22 protein-coding genes are annotated in these 19,847 nt (G+C 64.0%); 10 read left to right on the top strand and 12 right to left on the bottom strand.

From position 1 onward, the window contains the following. Position 1 precedes the first annotated feature (1 nt). The gene (locus BH683_RS20205) at positions 2-676 is read right to left on the bottom strand and encodes a helix-turn-helix domain-containing protein (RefSeq protein WP_084838065.1); all 675 of its coding nucleotides are present in this window, start codon (positions 674-676) and stop codon (positions 2-4) included. 167 nt (positions 677-843) lie between these two features. Between BH683_RS20205 and BH683_RS20200 the strand changes: the two genes are divergently transcribed. Continuing rightward, a complete protein-coding gene (locus BH683_RS20200; RefSeq protein ID WP_084838064.1) occupies positions 844-1,665 on the top strand; it encodes a class I SAM-dependent methyltransferase in 822 nt (273 codons plus the stop codon). A gap of 12 nt (positions 1,666-1,677) precedes the next feature. Here the strand turns inward: BH683_RS20200 and BH683_RS20195 are convergent, their stop codons facing one another. The 6 genes from BH683_RS20195 to BH683_RS20170 all read right to left on the bottom strand — a co-directional run bounded on the left by BH683_RS20195 (position 1,678) and on the right by BH683_RS20170 (position 6,385). Beyond that, the gene (locus tag BH683_RS20195; protein WP_084838063.1) at positions 1,678-2,640 is read right to left on the bottom strand and encodes an alpha/beta fold hydrolase; all 963 of its coding nucleotides are present in this window, start codon (positions 2,638-2,640) and stop codon (positions 1,678-1,680) included. A 20-nt stretch (positions 2,641-2,660) separates the two neighbouring features. Then, a complete protein-coding gene (locus BH683_RS20190) occupies positions 2,661-3,854 on the bottom strand; it encodes a polysaccharide deacetylase (protein WP_246833490.1) in 1,194 nt (397 codons plus the stop codon). 192 nt (positions 3,855-4,046) lie between these two features. Beyond that, entirely contained in the window at positions 4,047-4,241 is a 195-nt protein-coding gene (locus tag BH683_RS20185; RefSeq protein WP_084838203.1) for a hypothetical protein, read from the bottom strand. A gap of 102 nt (positions 4,242-4,343) precedes the next feature. Next, positions 4,344-5,033: an HAD family hydrolase gene (locus tag BH683_RS20180; protein WP_084838062.1), complete on the bottom strand. Its 690-nt coding sequence runs from the start codon at positions 5,031-5,033 to the stop codon at positions 4,344-4,346. Beyond that, entirely contained in the window at positions 5,030-5,749 is a 720-nt protein-coding gene (locus BH683_RS20175; protein WP_084838061.1) for a rhomboid-like protein, read from the bottom strand. Before BH683_RS20175 ends, BH683_RS20180 begins: the two co-directional genes overlap by 4 nt. A gap of 18 nt (positions 5,750-5,767) precedes the next feature. Continuing rightward, positions 5,768-6,385 (bottom strand): QsdR family transcriptional regulator, encoded by a 618-nt coding sequence (locus tag BH683_RS20170; RefSeq protein ID WP_084838060.1) that lies wholly within the window; start codon positions 6,383-6,385, stop codon positions 5,768-5,770. Between the two features lie 61 nt (positions 6,386-6,446). Between BH683_RS20170 and BH683_RS20165 the strand changes: the two genes are divergently transcribed. Together BH683_RS20165 and BH683_RS20160 are read left to right on the top strand one after the other, a co-directional pair. Next, entirely contained in the window at positions 6,447-7,679 is a 1,233-nt protein-coding gene (locus tag BH683_RS20165) for an acyl-CoA dehydrogenase family protein (RefSeq protein ID WP_084838202.1), read from the top strand. Then, a complete protein-coding gene (locus tag BH683_RS20160; RefSeq protein WP_084838059.1) occupies positions 7,679-8,824 on the top strand; it encodes an acyl-CoA dehydrogenase family protein in 1,146 nt (381 codons plus the stop codon). The genes BH683_RS20165 and BH683_RS20160 overlap by 1 nt, the downstream gene beginning before the upstream one ends. A gap of 3 nt (positions 8,825-8,827) precedes the next feature. Here BH683_RS20160 and BH683_RS20155 read toward each other — a convergent pair whose 3' ends face one another. Continuing rightward, positions 8,828-9,112: a 4a-hydroxytetrahydrobiopterin dehydratase gene (locus tag BH683_RS20155; RefSeq protein ID WP_084838058.1), complete on the bottom strand. Its 285-nt coding sequence runs from the start codon at positions 9,110-9,112 to the stop codon at positions 8,828-8,830. A gap of 83 nt (positions 9,113-9,195) precedes the next feature. Next, complete coding sequence (locus BH683_RS20150) at positions 9,196-10,626, bottom strand: MFS transporter (protein WP_084838057.1); 1,431 nt, start codon at positions 10,624-10,626, stop codon at positions 9,196-9,198. Positions 10,627-10,738: 112 nt separating this feature from the next. On the opposite strand from BH683_RS20150, the gene BH683_RS20145 reads away from it, so the two are divergent. Next, on the top strand, positions 10,739-11,977 hold the full coding sequence (locus BH683_RS20145; RefSeq protein WP_084838056.1) for an alpha/beta hydrolase: 1,239 nt from the start codon (positions 10,739-10,741) through the stop codon (positions 11,975-11,977). A gap of 9 nt (positions 11,978-11,986) precedes the next feature. On the opposite strand, the gene BH683_RS20140 is transcribed toward BH683_RS20145, so the two are convergent. After that, complete coding sequence (locus BH683_RS20140; protein ID WP_084838055.1) at positions 11,987-13,465, bottom strand: NAD(P)/FAD-dependent oxidoreductase; 1,479 nt, start codon at positions 13,463-13,465, stop codon at positions 11,987-11,989. Between the two features lie 142 nt (positions 13,466-13,607). Between BH683_RS20140 and BH683_RS20135 the strand changes: the two genes are divergently transcribed. From BH683_RS20135 to BH683_RS20120, 4 genes are all read left to right on the top strand, one after another. Continuing rightward, entirely contained in the window at positions 13,608-14,696 is a 1,089-nt protein-coding gene (locus BH683_RS20135; RefSeq protein WP_084838054.1) for a beta-mannosidase, read from the top strand. Positions 14,697-14,752: 56 nt separating this feature from the next. Continuing rightward, complete coding sequence (locus tag BH683_RS20130; protein ID WP_084838053.1) at positions 14,753-15,244, top strand: SRPBCC family protein; 492 nt, start codon at positions 14,753-14,755, stop codon at positions 15,242-15,244. Positions 15,245-15,357: 113 nt separating this feature from the next. Continuing rightward, the gene (locus BH683_RS20125; RefSeq protein ID WP_084838201.1) at positions 15,358-15,855 is read left to right on the top strand and encodes a MarR family transcriptional regulator; all 498 of its coding nucleotides are present in this window, start codon (positions 15,358-15,360) and stop codon (positions 15,853-15,855) included. A 37-nt stretch (positions 15,856-15,892) separates the two neighbouring features. Beyond that, on the top strand, positions 15,893-17,440 hold the full coding sequence (locus BH683_RS20120; RefSeq protein WP_094647623.1) for an MDR family MFS transporter: 1,548 nt from the start codon (positions 15,893-15,895) through the stop codon (positions 17,438-17,440). 75 nt (positions 17,441-17,515) lie between these two features. Here the strand turns inward: BH683_RS20120 and BH683_RS20115 are convergent, their stop codons facing one another. Next, positions 17,516-17,800 carry an antibiotic biosynthesis monooxygenase family protein gene (locus BH683_RS20115; protein ID WP_084838051.1) on the bottom strand — a complete coding sequence of 95 codons (285 nt, stop codon included), beginning with the start codon at positions 17,798-17,800 and terminating at the stop codon, positions 17,516-17,518. 236 nt (positions 17,801-18,036) lie between these two features. Here BH683_RS20115 and BH683_RS20110 point away from each other — a divergent pair, with 236 nt between their 5' ends. Then, positions 18,037-18,897 carry an alpha/beta fold hydrolase gene (locus tag BH683_RS20110; RefSeq protein WP_084838050.1) on the top strand — a complete coding sequence of 287 codons (861 nt, stop codon included), beginning with the start codon at positions 18,037-18,039 and terminating at the stop codon, positions 18,895-18,897. A gap of 3 nt (positions 18,898-18,900) precedes the next feature. Here BH683_RS20110 and BH683_RS20105 read toward each other — a convergent pair whose 3' ends face one another. Beyond that, entirely contained in the window at positions 18,901-19,344 is a 444-nt protein-coding gene (locus BH683_RS20105; protein ID WP_084838049.1) for a MarR family winged helix-turn-helix transcriptional regulator, read from the bottom strand. A 77-nt stretch (positions 19,345-19,421) separates the two neighbouring features. Here BH683_RS20105 and BH683_RS20100 point away from each other — a divergent pair, with 77 nt between their 5' ends. After that, on the top strand, positions 19,422-19,793 hold the full coding sequence (locus BH683_RS20100; RefSeq protein ID WP_084838048.1) for a cupin domain-containing protein: 372 nt from the start codon (positions 19,422-19,424) through the stop codon (positions 19,791-19,793). Positions 19,794-19,847: the final 54 nt, after the last annotated feature.

Raw genomic sequence — 19,847 nt, 5'->3', positions numbered from 1 at the left:
TTCAACCCGGGCGCGGGATCTGCGCCATGCGCCCCTGTCCCAGCCACTCCGGGACGCTTGTGCTGATCTCGCGGCCGGCGATGATCTGTACGCCACCGCTGCGCAGGGCACCGGCCCAGCTCACGTCCCCTCGCCAGATCGCGGTGAGCTCGCGCAGGCTCGATGTCACTGTGGCGGTGACGTCGAAGCCGGGGTCATAGTCGCAGATGTCGGCGTCGCCGTCGGAGACGACCAGCCACCATCTCGACACTGCCGACTGAACCCCGCTGAGCTCAAACGTGACGACGGTACGCGAGCGCGGCCACCGTGCGACATCCACGTTGCGGCGCATGTCCCACATCAGCAGATGAGGATCGAGGTCGGCATCACCCAATCCGCCGATCCACCGCACACCCCAGGCGTTCAGCGCCTCCACGACCGTCGACAGTTCGCGCCCACTGTCGGTCAGCTCGTAGCGGGTTCGGCCGCCGTCGAGCCGGCGGTCGATCACACCGGCCCGTTCCAGTGTTCGGAGGCGTTTCGACAACAGCGCCGGTGACATCTTGGGGACCCCGCGCCGCAACTCGTTGAAATGAGAACTACCGGCGAGGAGTTCGCGCACCACCAACAGCGTCCAACGCTCGTCGAGCACTTCCATGGCCTTGGCGACGGGGCAGAACTGACCGTATCCGGACATTGCGACTCCTTGATCTCCACCCAGTACACACTGCTCGGGGGAGTACGACCAGTACAGATTCGAAAGCGGCGGCAGTACAGATCTGGCACTGGTTCCCACGCGTGGGGACGGCCCATGCTGAAAACGGCCGGCCGCCGGGCCGCCGCAGACAGCAGAGGAGAAAGTTCATGACGGACAAGACCGTAGACTTCGCCGGCGACCTGTTGGTCAGGCATCGCGCGATGTGGGCGTCCGGTGACTATCCGGCCGTCGCGACGCAGGTGATCGCAGCCCTGGGACCGACGTTGGTCGAGGCCATCGGAATCCGTGCGGGTGAGTACGTCCTCGACATCGCGGCAGGAAGCGGGAACGCCTCGATACCAGCTGCCCGAAAAGGCGCCGACGTGGTGGCATCCGACCTCACGCCCGAGCTCTTCGAGGCGGGGCGCCAACTCGCCGCGGAAGAGCACGTCCAGCTCAGCTGGCGAGAGGCCGACGCCCAATCACTACCCTTCGCCGACAGGAGCTTCGATGTCGTCATGTCCTGCGTGGGTGTGATGTTCGCGCCACATCACCAAGCGTCGGCCGACGAGTTGATCCGTGTGTGTCGGATCGGTGGTCGGGTCGGGCTCATCAACTGGACACCGGCAGGCTTCATCGGTCGTATGTTCGCCGCCATGAAGCCGTACGCGCCCGCCCCGCCGCCGGGCGCACAGCCACCGCCGCTGTGGGGCGACGAGGAGCACCTGCGTACGTTGTTCGCCGGCCGAGTCGATCAATTGTCCGTGGTGCACCGGACTCTCGAAGTCGACCGGTTCGAATCCGGCCAGGAGTTCAGGGACTTCTTCAAGACCACCTACGGTCCGACGATCTCCGTCTACCGAAACATCGGTGGTGATGCCGAAGCAACCGCGGCTCTCGACCAGGCGCTGGCCGATCTGGCCGAGGACGCCCTGCACAACGGGGTCATGAAGTGGGAGTACCTCATGGTCACCGGCATCCGCCGCTGACCGGTCGCCGTCTCATTCGTCGAGGTCTGCTGCCTTCTTGCTCGAGGCATCGGTGATGATGTCGATCACCTGGCCGTAGACGGGTTTGGTGGACGTGACGATCGACCCGTGATCCTCGCCCTCGAGCAGAACGACCCTGCCCGTGCCGTTCTGCTTGTCGACCGCGTCGACATAACGCTGCGACAGCGACGGCAACACCACCGTGTCGGCCGTGCCGTGAACCGCGATGACCGGGGTGCCGGGGTCGATGTTCTGGATCGGATCAACGGACTTGTAGCGGTCCGGTACCTGTTCCGGCGTACCTCCGAGCGCGGTCACGATGCGATCGTCGCCGTTCTTCACCGCCTGCACCATGTCGAGGGGGCCGGCCAGCGAGATCACCTTGGTAGGCCGGAACTTCGGGTTGCTGCCCACCTCGTCGGACTCCAGTTTGTGCCTGGTCCCGCCCCAGACCGCGAGTTGCGCGCCGGCGCTGTGGCCGACGACGAGCGCGTCGGTGGTTTCGAGTTGAGGGAACTTCTTGTCGATCGCGACGACGTTGTCGAGTGCCTGAGAAACGTCTTCGAACGTCGTCGGCCATCCACCGCCGGAGCCGACCCGCCGGTACTCGATGTTGTAGACCGCCATGCCCTTGGCGGCGAGATCTCGCGCAAAGGGGTCGAACATGTTGGCCCCGAGCTGGGATTGCCAGGCGCCACCGTGGATCAAGACCACCAGCGGGATCGAATCGACGTTCTGCGGGCCCGCAGGCAGATAGAGATCGCCCCAATTCTGTTCGGGGTCGGTGCCATCGAGCGTCGGGTAGTCGATCCGCTGCACGGTGACCTCGGACAGCGACGTGACCTTGGCGTCGTCCTGGACGGACGCCGAGGTGGTCTGCTCCGACGAGGCCCCGCCATCGTCCGAGCATCCGGCCACCAGTACGAGACCTACGGTCGCAAAGGAGGTGAAGATCTGAGCGCTACGACGACGCATCGGCGGGCACCTTTCTGTTTTCAGCTGTCCGCATCAACGGCCACCGGAGGCATGTCTTCCCAGACTCCGAGAACCTGCGGATCCTGGAGTTCCATCCATGCGATCACGTCCTGGTACGTCGCGCAGATGGTTTCGGGCTTCACGCAGACCTCACTCATGAAGTCGGCGGTGGCGGGATTGAAGGCGTTGCCACTCCAGTCGTTGAAGTGGTTGGCGATCACCAACGGCGCCCTGTTGCCCTCGTAGGCGCGCATGAACATGTAGTCATAGGATTCTTTGACGATCTTGCGTATCTGTGGCGCTTTGCCGGGAGCGTCCTTGGCCTGGTTGAACGTGTACCAGTAGTTGTAATCCAGCGCGGTTTGCCGATGGTTCAGCGGCGGCGACCAGGTGTACGGGATCGGGAACTCCCAGATGCTGCCGACCTTCGTCGGCCAGTAAATTCCGGGTTGACGCGCAGACTTCGAGGAATCCCACGTCATGTTGTGCTGACCCAGCGCAGGAAACAGCTGGCCCATCCCGCCTTCGAGGCACGGGGTGCGACCGCCCTTCACGACGTCTGCGCCGAACGCGAGATCCGGGGCGTCAAGAAGGTTGTTGATGCTCTTCCAGTCGGTCATCAGGCGGAAGAACTGGTCGAGTTCGTGATTCCACTCGGCCGTGCTCCAGTCCTTGCCGGGATTCTTCGTTCCAGCGCAGAAGTGCCCGACGTAGTGGGTGCCCATCTCGTGTCCGTCGTACCAGGTGCGATTGAGGTATTCGACCTGCTCGACGACCTCGGCCTTGCTGCCACCGAATGCCAGGGAGGATTCGCCGGGTTGGTATCCGGGACCCTGGTACTCCTTCTTGTGGTCGTCGGCGAGGAAATACAACCCGGTCATCAACGCGGTGAAGCGCGAATCCGAACTCTTGGCCGTTTCGAGGAACAGATCCCAGTTCTCGGAGACCCCGACACCGTCGAACGAGAAGAGCACGAATTGCGGAGGCTTCTCGCCCGGGGCCAAGACCTCCATCGGGACATTGCCGGCGGTCCGCTGGGGGCCGGAATCATCCTTCTTTTCTGGCGGAGGGTCCGAGGTCTCGATGGTCTGATTGGCCTGGGTGATGCCCAGGAGAACTTCGGGTCTTTCGGCGCCGCAGGCGGCGAGAGTGGCCGCAGTCAGCGCCATCACCATCCCGCGCACCGCATTGCGCCGACGACGTCGGGATAGCAACTGTTTGACCCTTTCGGCCGCCAGGCCGTGCCAAACGCCGCCCTGTGCTCGCCGAGAGCTTAACAAACGAAAACGAATTCCGACGGCAGTGACATGGGGTCTGCTGAGGACTCGTGTTGTCCGGGAAAGGGAAAACGCCGGCGGCGCCAACCCCCGACCCTCAGGTCAGTGTTGGCGCCGCCGTGGACCAGATCAGTCGCGTGAGCGTGTTCCGTCGGTCTGGTCGAACATCTTCCAGTTGCCGTCCGAGTTCACTTCCATCCGGTACCCGAGCTCACCGGACGGGACCTCTTTCTCGGCGAACCAGTGGTAAGCATCCTCGGCGTTGTTGAAGTCTTTGGTGTCGATTACTTCTTCATCGGGATTGAGTACTCGATACTGAGTCATCATCGCCTTTCGTTCATCTCGTCGAGAGCGGTGCGCTTCGGCGTCTGACGGCGAGTACCCGGCACTTCCGTGGACTACACATCCGCGCGACGTCGCGTCACCTCAGCTGGTCGAGCTCCGCTGCGCTGCGTCTCCGACCTCGATCACTGTTTCGGTGAGCCGGCTCAGGTCGGCGACCACGGCGTCGGCGATCGTCGGGTCATCGTCCTCGGCGCGGCGATTGACCCACACCCGCGGTATCCCGAGCGCAGCCGCGGGCACCATGTCATGGAAGTAGCTCTGCGCCACATGGACCCAGTTTCCAGGTTGGGTGTCGAAGGTCTCGGCGAACCGCTGGAAGTGTCTGTGATCGGGCTTGTAGGCGCCCACGTCTTCGGCTGTGACGATCGCATCGACGGGTGTTCGCAGTCGTCGCTGCGCTGCTCCGATGATGTCGCGATCACAGTTGGTCAACAACGCCAATCGCCACCCCGCGTCCCGGAGGCGCTGCAATTCTGCCGCGGTGTCGTCGAATGCGGGCCAGTACGGAATGGACGCCGCCAGTACGTCAGCGTCGTCTGCGAGCAAGGTGAGCCCCGCCTCGTCCGCGGTGCGCCGAAACGCCTCGGTGAGAACGTCGCGGTACCGCAGCGTAGGAGTTTCGGCCTGTATTGCAGGTTCGTGCCGATTGAACGTCTCGAGTAGTTCGCGCCCTCGCCCGGGAAAGATCAGCTCGATCCCGGTGGCGATCCCGTGTCGCCAGTCGATCAGAGTTCCGTAACAATCGAATGTGGCCCAACGTATTTCGGTCACAGCTCGTCCTCCTCTGCTGGTGTCGACCCTACCGTCGGTCGCGCCTGAGTGCGAAAGCGCGCAAGCGACTCCGCAGGCGACCACTGGACCTGCGGGCGGGACTTGATCAGCGGATAGCAGGCCAGGCCTATCAGTAGTGAACTGAGGTGACCGATACCGGTGAAGGTCACATCCGCCAGCAACGGTGCACAGAACAGGGCGAGCATCACGGAGAGATACAACCATCGCCACGGTCTCGCGATGTGGAAAGTCAACACGCCGACGATCCCGGCGAGAAAGTAGCTGACCCCGATGTCTCTGACATTCACCAGAGTTTCCGACGCCCGGTCGTGCTCGATGGCCCAATACAACACACCCTCGCTGACGAACGTTGCACACACGTGGGCGATGAGGCCGACGGCGAGCCAGAGTCGAGTGCCCAGCCAACGCTCGGCCGGAACGTGAAAGATGCAATACAACAACAGGTACGGCAACCAATAGTATCCGTCGAGCCAGAACAGGCTGGTGATCAGGACGTGCACCGGATCGTCGCCGAGGTGACGGATGTTGGTCGACTGAGCGCCCAGGATCTTCTGCAGACGTTCGGGTGTCACCGAATGCTGAATGATGGTGGTCGCCAGCAACACCGCCAGCCAGATGAAGGTGCCCGGCGCACTGCGTATGTATCGCGACGGCCTCGAGTTCCAGAGACGGCCACCGGCGTGCCAGTCGCTCACGCGGGGCCCTGTCGCTCGTCAACGGACGTGGGGGCCACCAGGCAATGGTAATGGAGAGCAGGCACCTGCGACGAGAAGTCTGACCATCGCGGTCGCCTTGTCTGGCTGCGGAGGCTGTCCTGTGATCATGTCGCTCCAGATGAACGACTCGCCAACGCGGACAATCGCATACGCCAGGTCGTCGACGTCGGTGTGAGATCTGATTTCAGGAATGCGGCCCAATCGGTCGACGGTCCACTCGATCAACCTGCCCTGAACAACGCTGTAGCGGGAGGTCAGCACCCGTAGGGCGTACTCGGGATCGTCTGCGACGAATCGTTCGAGAGGTTCGTAGGTGCGGACCATCTCGGCCATCCGGCCGAAGTTCTCGACGAAATGCCCGGCATCGGTACCGGTTCTTCTCGCCTCCACCCGATCGATGGCCTCGATCAGGATCCTCCAGACCACTTCGCCCAGGATCACCTCCCGTCCGGACCACCATCGGTAGACCGTGGCCCGGCCGATACCGAGTTCCCGGGCGAGACGACCGACATCGACCCGCTGCCCGGTCCGAAACCAGTCGTACGCCACATCGATCACATCGCTCTGCGCGATGCGGGCCCGCCGCGGGGGACTGTTGACGGCCTCATGAGACATAAGTAGATTTTGTCTCTGACTGATCGATCGGTCAATCGGGTGTCACATGCAGGGAGCGCAGATGGATTTGGACTGGTCAGCGGACGACTTGGCCTTCAGGGACGAAGTCAGGTCGTTTCTCGACGAGAAACTGACACCGGATCTACGGCGCGCGGGCCGTTTGATGACGAGCGTGTACTCGGACCACGAGGCCAGCATGGAATGGCAGCGCATCCTCCACGAGCGCGGCTGGGCCGCACCGGCGTGGCCGGTCGAGCACGGTGGGTGCGACTGGAGCCTCACCCAGCACTACATCTTCAGCCGCGAATCGATTCTCGCCGGAGCTCCGTCGCTGTCGCCGATGGGCATCAGGATGGTCTCGCACGCGATCACAGCCTTCGGTACCGAAGAGCAGAAGAACTACTTTCTGCCGGGAATTCTCACCGGCGATGTCTTTTTCTGTCAGGGATATTCCGAGCCCGAGGCGGGATCCGACCTCGCGTCGCTGTCGATGGCGGCAGTCGACGATGGCGACCACCTCGTCTGCACCGGCAGCAAGATCTGGACCACCCATGCGACCGAGGCCAATTGGATGTTCGCGCTCGTCCGGACCTCGCGTCAGGAGAAGAAGCAGGTCGGGATCACGTTTGTGCTCATCGACATGACGTCACCGGGTATCGAGGTTCGTCCCCTGGTGATGACGTCGGGGGAGCAGGTTCAGAATCAGGTTTTCTTCGACAATGTCAGGGTTCCGAAGGCGAACGTGCTCGGCAAGATCGACGACGGCTGGACAGTCGCGAAGTACTTGCTCGTCTTCGAACGTGGTGGGGGTGCGGCTGCGCCTGCGCTGCAGGTGATGGCGGAGTCGCTGGCCACGGCGGCGGCAGAGCAATCGGGCCCGAACGGCGGCGCGTTGCTCGACGATCCGGCGTTCGCGAACAAGCTCGCGGAAGCGAGGATCCGCACCAAGGTGCTGGAGATCCTGGAGTATCGGACTCTCTCGGCGATGGCTGCGGGAAAGAACCCGGGGCCCGCGTCGTCGATGCTCAAAGTGCTTGCGACCGAACTCAGTCAGAAGCTGACAGAGCTGACCCTCGAGGCCGCCGGGCCCCGCGGCCGGGTCTACCAGCCCCACGCCGCGGCACCGGGCGGACCCATCGCCGAGTTCACGGCCCCGGAGGACGGGTACGTCAGTGGCGAGTCGTGGGAGGCGGTGGCACCGCTGCGCTACTTCAACGATCGAGCCGGCTCGATCTACGCCGGTAGCAACGAGATTCAGCGAAACATACTCGCCAAAGCAGCATTGGGGCTCTGATGGACTTCACACTCACCAAAGAACAGGAACTGCTGCGCGACGGACTCGCCAAGTTCTTGGCCGGCCGCTACGACCTCGCATCGAGTCGTGCTGCCGCGAAGACAGGTGCGGGCTGGCAACCGAAGATCTGGCGCAGCTTCGCAGAAGAACTGGGCATCCTGGGTGCCACCCTTCCCGAATCCGACGGTGGGATCGGTGGCGGGCCGGTCGAACTGATGATCGTTACCGAAGCGCTGGGTCATGCCCTCGTGGTCGAACCATTCGTCGACACCGTGGTGTTCGGCGCCGGGCTGTTACAACGTGGCGGCGGCGAGCGAGCCAACGCCGTACTCGAACAGATCGTCGCGGGTGAGGCCATCACTGCATTCGCAGCGACCGAGCCCACGTCGGGTCACAATTATTCCGACATCAGCACCACTGCCCGAAAAGACGGCGACTCGTGGATCATCAACGGCGCCAAGGTGGTTGTGAGCAGCGCGCCGCTGGCGAACCACCTACTGGTGACCGCCCGCACGGGCGGTGGGCAGCGTGACACCGACGGTATCTCTTTGTTCCTTGTCGAGTTCGACGCCGCCGCGCCCGAGGCCGGGCTGGAAGTCCATTCCTATCGCACCATCGATGACCGGCAGGCGTCCGACCTGACGTTCACCGATGTCCGAGTCCCTGCCGACGCATTGATCGGTGCGGAAGGGCAGGCGTGGGAGTCCATCGACCGCGCCGTCGACGAGGCGACTACCGCTGTCTCGTCCGAGGCTGTCGGACTGATGCGGAAGGTGTTGAACGACACCGTCGAATACGCCAAACAGCGCCAGCAGTTCGGCCAGGCGATCGGTAGCTTCCAGGCCCTGCAACATCGAATGGTCGACATGTACATGGAGCTGGAGCAATCGACGGCGGCGGTGTACCTGGCCGTTCTCAACCTCGACGGCGAGCGAGTGGATCGCGCCCTGGCAGTGTCGGCCGCAAAGGCGACGATCGGTCGCTCAGCACGCTTCATCGGCCAGAATGCGGTGCAGCTGCACGGCGGAATGGGTATGACCGAGGAACTGGCGATCGGGCACTACTTCAAGCGGCTGACGGCAATCGAGTACGAGTTCGGTTCCGCTGATCAGCACATCGCCAGGTACGCCGCACTGACCAGGTGAGCTCTAGGGCTCCAGGTCGTCGATCTGGTGCGCAAGCTGGGTGTCCTTACCGGTGATTCCGCCCTCGGAGTGGGTGCTCAGGGTGAAGGTGACCTTGCGCCAACGGATGTCGATGTCCGGGTGGTGGTCGGCCGCTTCGGCGGCATCGGCCACCCGGACCACGAACGCAATGGCTGCCGGAAAGTCGGGGCAGTCGACGGTCCGGGTGAGGGAGTCTCCCTCGCGGGTCCAGCTCGCCAGATCGGCGAGTGCCTGGGTTATCTCGGATTCGTTCAACAGGTGGGCCATTGATCCGATGTTTCCACCCGGCCACCCCAAAATGTGTTGTTTTGGCGAAGCTGACCTGGGGTTATGTTCGCCGAAACAACCCATCATCGGGGTGGGGCGGTGACCTTGTCGCAGCAGGCGGCCGCGGCCTCCGGGGTGACGCGGTCGGGATGGTGTTCGCCGTTCCGTATCCCCACCGCGGAGACGACGCCGCCGGCGATGAACAGCAGTGCGGTCACCAGCGCGACCCGGCGAAAACCTGAGTAGTCGAGCTGACCACTCACGACGATTCCTGTGCAGGCCACGGCCACCAGACCGGCGACCCTGGAGATCGCGTTGTTGATGGCGGAACCGATCCCGCTCTGTTCTCGATCGACGGCCGCGAGTATTGCCGAGGTGAGTGGGGTGACGGTGACCGAGAGGCCGATGCCGAACAGGACGAGTCCCGGGAACATCTGAGTCCAGAATTGGAAGTCCGGTCCTGTGGTGAGCATCAGCAGGAAGCCGACCCCGGCGACGATGGGTCCGACAGCCATGAACAGGTGCGGGCCGTACCTCCCCGCGAGCACGCCGACCGGGCGTGCGATGACAAACGAGAGCACGGGCACCGGCAGGGTCGCCAGACCTGCAGTCAGCGCTGAGAATCCCGCGACCTCTTGCAGGAACAAGGCGACGACGAGCATCCCCATCGACACCCCCGCGTAGATGAAGGTGGTGGCCAGGTTCCCGACCCCGAAGTTCCTGACCGTGAACATTCGCAGCGGGATCATGGGGTGATCGGTGTGCGTCTCGCGCCACGCCAGTCCGAGCAGACACGCGACACCGATGCCGAGGGCAACGGCCACAAGGGGTTCGGCGAGTCCCAATCGCTGCCCTTCGATGAGTGCGTACACGGTTCCCGCCAGACCCGCGGCGGCGAGGACTGCGCCGGGCACGTCGATGCGGGGTCGTGTCGCCGTCCGCGGCGGCTCGACTAGCCGCTTGGACAGAATGAGCGTCACGACGACCGGCACGACGTTGACCGCAAAGATCCAGCGCCAGTTGAGGGTGTCCACCAGGACTCCGCCCAGGAGTGGGCCCACGACGAAGGCTGTCCCCGTCCATGCGGTCCACGTGCCGATGGCCTTTGGTTGCTCGTCTGGTCCGACGCCGGAGTTGATCAGCGCAAGCGAACTCGGGACCAGGAGTGCCGCACCGACCCCCTGGAACCCACGAGCGGCGATGAGGACCCCCGCCGTGGGGGCGAGGGTGCAGGCGAGCGACGCCAGTCCGAACACGATCAGACCTATACGCAGTACCGGCAGCCGCCCGAACGCATCAGAAATCGCTCCGGCAACGAGTATCAAGGCCCCGAGCGTGAGCAGGTAGGCGTCTACGACCCACTGCTGGGTTGCCAGCCCGCCGCCCAGGTCCTCGGAGATCGCCGGCAGGGCCAGATTGACCACCGACCCGTCCAAGAACGCAACGAACGACGCGAGGATGGCGACGACCATCACGAGTGTGGTCGAGGAGCGTCCGACCGCGGCAGTTCCCATGAGGCGACGGTAACCCCGGATCGGCCTCGCAGGGTTGCTCGGTGGTACTTCCGCGGGGCTCGCTGCCACCATCGCACATGACAATCGAGTGTACGACTGTACACTGAGATTCATGGTTGGTGTCATCGATACAAGACGGGACGTCGAGGCCGACGAGGTCCGGGCTCTCGCGGAACTGGCGTTCACCGAGGTCGGCAAGGCAACTCGGGGAATAGGCGCGATGCACCGGGCCATCGCCGATCGGGTGTTCTCCGCGGTCCGATTGGGAGTGGGTGGGTTCGCCGCACCGACGCAGCTGATGCACAACACCATCGCCGGGGGAACCTACCGTTCGATCGCCGCAGGCTGTTCGCTCGCCGCAGGGGTCGCATCGCGGACCATAGACGGGCATGGTTCGGCGTTGTCGGAGACCAAGCGAGGTGCGGTCGCATTGGGTGCGCTGACCGGGTTGATCGGGGACGCCCTTGCCGACGCGCAGTCGCCACTCGCCCAGGAGATGTCGCTGAGGATTGACGGCAAGGCCTGCCGACCGGACCGGGAGTCGTTGGCGCGTGACCACCCGGATGCGACCCCCGATCTCGTCTTCTTCCTCCACGGACTGATGGAGACGGAGTTCGCCTGGGAGATCGGTGGAACCCCGACCTACGGCAACCGGCTGGCGAGCGACCTGGAGTGCACGGACCTGCAAATCCGTTACAACACGGGTAGGCATATCTCGGAAAACGGGGCGGACCTGGGGCGGCTCATTGCCGAGGTGGTGGCGAACTGGCCGGTTCCGGTGGATCAGATCGTTCTGGTGGGTCATTCGATGGGCGGTCTGGTGGCACGCAGTGCATGTCATCAAGCTGCTCTGGCGGACCACGAGTGGGCGACCAAGGTCCGTCACATCGTCTGCCTCGGGTCGCCGCACCTGGGCGCACCTCTGGCGCAGACTGTTCATCTCGCGACGGCGGCGCTCCGGCGCATCCCCGAGGCACGGCCGCTGGGCAACCTGCTCCATCGCCGCAGCGGCGGTATCCGTGATCTGCACGCCGGGTCGCTGGTGGACGAGGACTGGCATGATCGGGATCTCGACGCCTTGCGCCAGGCGGCGATCGCCGAGGTGCCCCTGCATGTCGGTGCCCAGCACAGTTTCGTGTCGGCAACCATCACCAGGAGCCCGAGCCACCCCCTCGGTCGGGTGATCGGCGACGGGCTCGTCCTCCACGGCAGCGCCGGTGGCCGAGATCGGCGCCGCAACATCGGGTTTGCCGAAGATGCCGGCATGCACCTCGCCTCGGCACATCACTTCACCCTGCTCAACAGCGACGCCGTCTACACCTGGTTGGTGCGACGTCTGACAGGGTCCTGAGGGCGCTCCTCAGGCGTCCGTCAGCTCGGCCCGCTTCGGTGCGAATTCGACGGCGCCGTCCGCAACGGAACCCCGGCGCAGCGTGAACACGTCGCGGTAGTAGTTCATCCGGAGACGCCACGGTGCCCGTGAACCCTGGTGCGGGAAGGTGTTCACCGACCTCAGCACGTAACCGGCAGCGAAATCGAGGAAGGGTTCTTCTTTCACCGACGGATCTCTCCTGGCGACCACGCTGCCGTACCCGCCTGTGTCCATGTGCCGGAGCAGTCGGCACACGTAGTCGCACACCAGATCTGCCTTCAAGGTCCAGGACGCGTTGGTGTAGCCGACGATGTAGGCGAAGTTCGGGATGCCGCTGAGCATCAACCCCTTGTAGGTCATCGTCTCGGGGAGGATGACCTCATCGCCGTCGACGACGAAAGTCAGGCCACCGAGCGCGAGCAGGTTGAGTCCGGTCGCGGTGACGATGACGTCGGCCGACAGCTTTTGTCCCGATTCCAGATCGATCCCGCCAGGGGTGAACCTCGAGATCGTGTCGGTTGCCATCGACACCGAACCGCGGCGGATCGCCCGGAAGAGATCGCTGTTCGGGACGAGGCAGAGTCGCTGATCCCAAGGGTTGTACCGCGGGTTGAAGTGGGTGTCGACATCGACATCCGGCAGTTGACGTATCTGCATGTCGCGGATGCGGGCACGCATGAAGTTCGGGAATCTCCGGCAGAGTTGATACAGCGCGGTCGACACCGCGATCGCCTTGCCACGGGAGACCGAGTACGCGATGGGCGCAGGGAGCACACGGCGCAACCGGTTGGCCAGGGCGTCCTCGGCCGGAACCGAGATGATGTACGACGGTGACCGCTGCAGCAGGGTCACGTGCGCCGCGTCCGCGGCCATCGACGGCGCCAGGGTGACAGCTGTGGCACCGCTGCCGATGATCACGACCTGCTTGTCGGTGTAGTCGAGGTCGTCGGGCCAGTGCTGAGGATGGACGATGGTGCCCTCGAAGTCCTCGACGCCGGCGAATTCCGGCGTGTAACCCTCGTCGTATCGGTAGTAACCGCTGCATGACATCACGAATCCCGCAGTGAGAGAGGAGGTTTCACCTGTGTCGGTGTGCTCTACCGTCACGGTCCAGGACTGCGACGTGGTGAACCATTCGGCCCGGACAGCACGGCTGTTGTATCGGATGTCGTTGTCGATGCCGTACTCGTCGGCGGTGTCGCGCACGTACTGCAGAATCGACGGTCCGTCGGCGATGGCTTTGTCGCCCGACCACGGGCGGAAGCGGTATCCGAGGGTGAACATGTCGGAGTCCGATCTGATCCCGGGGTACCGGAAAAGGTCCCACGTCCCGCCTGAGGCCGACCTGGCTTCGAGAATCGCGATGCTGCGAGTGGGGAACTTCTTCCGTATATGGCAGGCGGCACCGATGCCGGACAGACCGGCACCGATGATCAGGACGTCGACATGATCTGGCGTGTTCGGCACGCTCTCGAGCTTAGGCGAGTGCCATCTGGACGACTTTTCTGTCCAGCTGTGCAAATATGAGCGTCACAGTCACGGTCACATGGTCACACGGTCGGCTGAAGGGCAGATGATGAGAACATTCACGGCTCGACGAGCGGCCACGATGTTGCTGGCGATGTTCGTGGTGCTTGCGGCTTCTCTGGCGGGCGCGGGTGCCGCAGGGGCCGACCCTGGCCCGGCGCGCGTGCAGGCCACGCCGACGGGGCTCACCCTCGACGGCCACGATTGGTGGCCGAGTGGATTCAACGCGTACCAGCTCGCAACGGATTGGTCGGTCAACGCCGGATGTGGCGCGATGGTGGACCTCGACGACTACTTCGGATCCCTCGAGCCACAGTCGTTGACCCGGTTCAACGCATTCCAGCGACTGGCCGTCAACAAGTACACCGGACAACTCGATTTCGGACCCATGGACGCGGTGTTCGCCGCGGCGGCAAGGCATGATCAATTGCTGGTGCCGGTGCTCTCCGCCGGCGACGGCGCCTGCGAGGACGAGGCGTTCAAGGACCGGCTGTGGTATCAAAGCGGCTGGGAGACGGCCGTTCCGGTGGGATCGCCGGTCCGATTCGATCAGTGGGTGCAGACCGCGGTCAATCGGTGGAAATCCTCACCGGCGCTCGCCGGGTGGGAGCTGGTCGGAGAACCGGAGCCGGGTCTGTGTTCCGCCGCCGGATGTTCATGGCAGACGAGAAGTTGTCCAGCCGACTCCGGCGCAGTGTTGCGTACCTTCTTCGACGAGGCCGGTGCGCGGATCCGCGGAATCGACCAGTCCACACCGATCTGGGCGGGCCTGATCGGTGGTGGGCAGTGCGGATCGGCGGGAGACGACTACCGGCTGGTCAATGCTTCTGCTGCCGTGGACGTCCTCGAATACCACGACTACGGCGCGGACGCGGTGCCGCTTCCCGGTGACGTGTGGAATGGACTGCAGACGCACATTCTGCAAGCGGAACTGCTGGGTAAGCCGTTGGTGGTGGCGGAGATCGGACAGAACGCCGGATCGTGCGGCTCGGTGACAGGGCGGGCGGCCGACTTCGAGACGAAGGTCGACGGGCAGCGGCAGGCGGGAACTGCGGGAGCGTTGTTCTGGGCGTTCGTACCCGATCCGCGTCCGGGGGAGTGCACCTTCGACATCGGACCCGACGACCCGGCATTCGACCTCGTCGAAGACCTCAACACCGTCTCGAACTGACGTGTCCGCGGCGACGACCGCGTGTGGCGTCGCGCCGGGACGGCTAGCCTGCCGGTATGACCAATGATCGCTTGGACGTCCAGCGCGTGATCGCCGCCAGCCCCTCCGACATCTTCGCCGTGCTGAGCGATCCGCAAGGTCACGTCGCGATCGACGCGTCGGGCATGCTGATGGACGCCACCGGTGAGCGGGTCAGGGCGGCGGGCGACACATTCGTCGTCCACATGGACCGAGAAGCCCTCGGCGACTTCCCGATGGGCAAGTACGACGTCACGGTCACCATCAAGACGCTCGTACCCGATCAAGAGATCTCCTGGACAATTCTCGGTCGCGTACGCCCGCAGATCGGTCATGTCTACGGATACCGGCTGGAGCCCGCCGGCGATGGCACCACGACGGTCACGTCGTTCTATGACTGGTCGGAGATTCATGAGGAGTGGCGCGAGAAGGGGATCTTCCCGGTGATCGCCGAGGAGTCCCTGCGTGCAACCCTGGGCATCCTGGACCGGACGGTTCGGCGGGGATACCCGCTGGCAGCAGCCAGATAGTTTTCCGGTCCGCGGCTGGGGGAATAGCTGTTGCTCCCACTTAGTTGATTAGTGCATGTAACTAATATATAGTTGCATAGCGCAATCAATTAAGTGGAAGTGAGGTGGCGTTCATGTCGGTGTCACCGCAAACGGCACAAGAGCTCGTCGAGGACCTGCACCTCGTCGGTCGCGTACTCCGTGGAGCCCTGGTATCTCCCGATTACAGTGCTCTGCACCCTGGTGGGCTCGGAGTGCTCGTAGCCCTCGAGAGCAAAGGCCACTGCCGCCAGAACGAGTTGGCTGCGGACCTGTGCATCAGCCAGTCCGCGCTGAGCAGGCACATCACCGACCTGGTGCAGGCAGGGTTCGCCGACAGGCGACCAGACCCCGGAGACGGGCGCGCAACCCAGATCAAGGTCACCGACGAGGGGATGGCGCTGCTCGAACGAACCAGGGCGGCCATGGCTCTGGAACTGCAGGCGGTGCTCGCCGACTGGACAGAGTCCGACGCCCGCGCAGCGCACCACACGATCCACAAACTCAAGCAGTCATTGACAAGGCACGCGCATCGCTCCGCAGAGCCGGAGCACATGCCGAATCTCAAAGAAAGTCAGGAAGTACATGTCTAGTTCAACAATGGTGGTGGAAAAGCGTGATCCACTGGCGATGACCCACCGCCAAATTCTGGAGTCGATGGTCGGTTTGCTCGCCGCGCTCTTCACGGCACTGTTGAGCACGACGATCGTGGCCACCGCGTTGCCGACGATCATCGGCGACCTCAAGGGCTCGCAGACCGCTTACGCGTGGGTCATCACCACCGCCCTCCTCGCGAACGCCGCGTCGACGCCCATCTGGGGCAAGCTCGCCGACATCTTCAACAAGAAGGTGCTGGTTCAGTCGGCCATCGTGATCTTCGTGATCGGATCGATCATCGCCGGATTCGCGCACAACGTTCCGATCCTGCTGGCGGCTCGCGTGATCCAGGGCGTCGGCATGGGTGGTCTGACCGCGCTGGTGGTGGCCATCATCGGCAGCATCGTCTCGCCGCGCGAACGTGGCCGCTACTCGGGCTACATGGGTGCCACCATGGCGGTGTCGATGTCGGGTGGACCGATCCTCGGCGGCGTGATCGTCGACAGCCCGCTCGGCTGGCGCTGGTGCTTCTTCGTGTGCGTGCCGCTGGCCGTGATCGCCCTCTTCCTGCTGCAGAAGACCCTCAAGATCAAGACAGAACGCCAGGCGAACGTGTCCATCGACTGGCTCGGCGCCACCCTCATGACCGCGGGCATCTCTGTGCTGCTGATCTGGGTCTCGTTTGCCGGCAAGGCTGGATACTACGGCTGGTTCTCCAAGGAATCGGCACTGTACGTCGGAGGCGGGCTGCTGCTCCTGCTCGCAACCGTGTTCGTCGAATCGAAGGTCAAGTCGCCGATCATCCCGCTCAAGATCGTCACCGAGCGCACCACGGGTCTGGCGATCATCGCCTCCATCGCGGTCGGCATGGGAATGTTCGGATCGACGACCTTCCTTGGTCAGTACTTCCAGACCGCGCGGGGATTCTCTCCGACAATCGCCGGTGTGCTGTCGATTCCGCTCGTGGTCGGCATGCTGATCGCGTCGGTCGGCTCGGGCCAACTGATCAGCCGCTTCGGTAAGTGGAAGCCGTTCGTGATCACCGGTGCAATTCTGCTGATCCTGGGATTCGGCATGCTCGGGACCATCGACCACGCGACCAATCTGTGGCTCGTCGGCGGATTCACCCTGGTCGTCGGACTCGGAGTGGGCATGCTGATGCAGAACCTCGTTCTTGTCGTGCAGAACACCGTGAGTGTCCACAACATCGGCGCAGCATCGAGCAACGTGGCGTTCTTCCGCACGTTCGGCGGTGCCATCGGGGTGTCCGTTCTCGGTTCGGTGCTGGCGACCCGCGTGGCGGATCTGTCGTCGGGCGGTCTGGCCAAGCTCGGGATCACCGGAACGTCGTCGGGTGGGAGCCTCGACATCGGAGCGCTTCCCGGGCCGGTCCAGGAGATCATCCGCGCGTCGTACGGCGATGCGACTGGCCGAATCTTCCTGATAGCTGCCGCCGCCGCGGTGGTGGCCCTCATCGCGGTCGCATTGCTGCCGAACCGGCCGCTGCGCCGGACGATCGACATCGAACCCGATCTCGATCCCATGAAGGCGGATCCGGACCGCGACACGGTCGGGGTCTGATCGACCGACTTACCCTTCCGGCGAAGACGCCCCACCTCACGTGGGGCGTCTTCGTGTATCGGGGGCGGGTGCAGCTCAGAGCCGGATCTCCCGGTCGCAGATGTACTCGCGGACGTCGGCCCCCAGAATCTGCGCACTCTGATCATCACCGGTGCCCTCGCCCCGGAACGCGTCGAGTTCGGTCCTGCCGGACCACCGCTCGTATATGTTGATCCGCCCGTCCTCGAGCGGGTCGGCCGACATATGGAAGTCGAGGCAACCTTCGCTCGAGCGGGCGGCCGCGATCACGTCCCGACAGTCGTCCAGGTATGCGGCGCGACGCCCGGGTGCCACGGACAGTGAACCGGCGACGATGATCATGGTGGGTCTCCTCGGAGTTGGCGATCTGTAGGAACAGACTTCGGCGGGATCACAAGTTCATCGCCGGTTCGGTGGTGGGGCTTGACCGCCGCGTGGCCGTTGTGATCGAGTCGGCCCTGCCCATGAAGGTGTGTTCTCGCGTATTCCGGTCCGCTGGGGCGCATGCACGGCGCTCGCATGCGCGTAGGTTGAAGCCCAACCGGCGGGATCGGATGACGACAGGGGAGTGACGTCACATGAACGAGTTCAGTCACATGGATCTACACGGAGATCACGTCGCCTATCGGGACGAGGGCACAGGCCCTGTACTACTGCTGATCCACGGTATGGCGGGCAGTTCGCGAACCTGGGACGCGGTATTGCCCGAGCTCGCGAAGAAGTACCGAGTCATCGCACCGGATCTGCCGGGACATGGTGATTCGGCCAAGCCGCGCGGCGACTACTCGCTCGGCGCCTTCGCGGCGTTCCTCCGCGATCTGCTGCGCGAACTCGACGTCGAGTCGGCGACGATCGTCGGACAATCGCTGGGCGGCGGTGTCGCGATGCAGTTCACCTACCAGCACCCCGAGTACTGCGAGCGGCTGATCCTCATCGGTAGTGGCGGCCTCGGTCCAGACGTGAACTGGACGCTACGGCTGTTGTCGGCCCCCGGCGCCGAGTTGGTGTTGCCGATCATCGCGCCCCGACCAGTCCTCGATGTCGGCAACAAGATCCGGTCGTGGCTGAGTTCGGCGGGTGTGCATTCTCCGCGGGCCGACGAGACCTGGCGCTCGTACTCGTCGCTGTCGGATCGGGAGACCAGACAGGCCTTCTTGCGGACTCTGCGTTCTGTGGTCGACTACCGCGGCCAAGCCGTATCCGCGATGAACCGGCTCTATCTCAACTCCGAGATGCCCACTCTGCTCATCTGGGGAGACCACGACAAGATCATCCCGGTGGCGCACGGTTACGCGGCGCACGAGGCGATCCCGGGCAGTCGCCTCGAAGTCTTGGAGGGCATCGGCCACTATCCACACGCGGAGGCGCCCGCTGCCGTGGTGACGATCATCGACGACTTTCTTGATGTGGCGGCGGCGGAAGTGCGCAAGTTGAGCTGATCGTCACCAGTTCGGACGCAACCTGCCAGGAGTGCCGAGGGCGTTCAGGGCGTCGGCCAACGCGTCGAACTGTGCTGCGGACAACTCCCGTCGCCAGGTGTCCACATGCTGCTCGGCCGCTTCCCGGGCCGCCGACGTGGCCGAGACTCCTCGCCGTGTCAAGGTCACCAGCTGGGCCCGGCCGTCTGAGGGGTCGGCCTCTCTGGTGACGTAGCCGCGGTCGACCAGATAGGAGACCAGCTGAGCTGCAGCTTGTTTGGTGATCTCCAGGCGGGCTGCGAGCCCGGACGCGGTGTTCGTTCCCTGCGTCAACGCGCTGAACACGAAACCGTGCACCGGCCGCACATCGGCAAACCCCCTCTCGACCATTCCTGCTTGGATGCCGTCGACCAACTGGGTCGACAAGCGAAGAACGCTCGTTGCGGTCTGCCAATCCTTGTCGTCCACGGGAATGAGTATGCCATGGACAGACAAGCCGCTTGTCTATATGGTCAAGTCACTTGTCTAGTTCACCAGGAGGTTCCATGCCCATCATCCGACCCCACGAAGCGCAGCAGTTCGTTGCGCACGGCAGCACATTCGCCTCCTATGTCAGTCCGAGGCGCGGCGCACACGAGCTGTGTGCGTGGAAGTTGACCGTTCCTGCCGGGCAGATCGGTGTTGCTCACCGGCCGAGCAACGAGGAAGTCCTGCTGATGCTCGACGGCTCCCTGTCCGTGTCCCTGGACGGCGTGATGCAGGAAGCGGGAACCGGTGCCGTCGTTGTCATCCCTGCGGGCGCGGAGGTGAAAATTGATGGCGGAGCGGCTGATTCGAGCGCATGGGTGACAACCACACCCGGCTTGCAGGCGACGACAGCCGATGGAGCAGTCCTCTCACCCCCGTGGGCACAGTGACCCGACACCCTCGTCGGCGCGCTCGATCAGTGATTCTGCGATATCTGTAGGCGG

The organism is Williamsia sp. 1138, assembly GCF_002095435.2.
Taxonomy (GTDB): Bacteria; Actinomycetota; Actinomycetes; order Mycobacteriales; family Mycobacteriaceae; genus Williamsia.
Note: the sequence above shows the minus strand (reverse complement) of the source record. Positions and strands in the feature narration are given on the sequence as shown.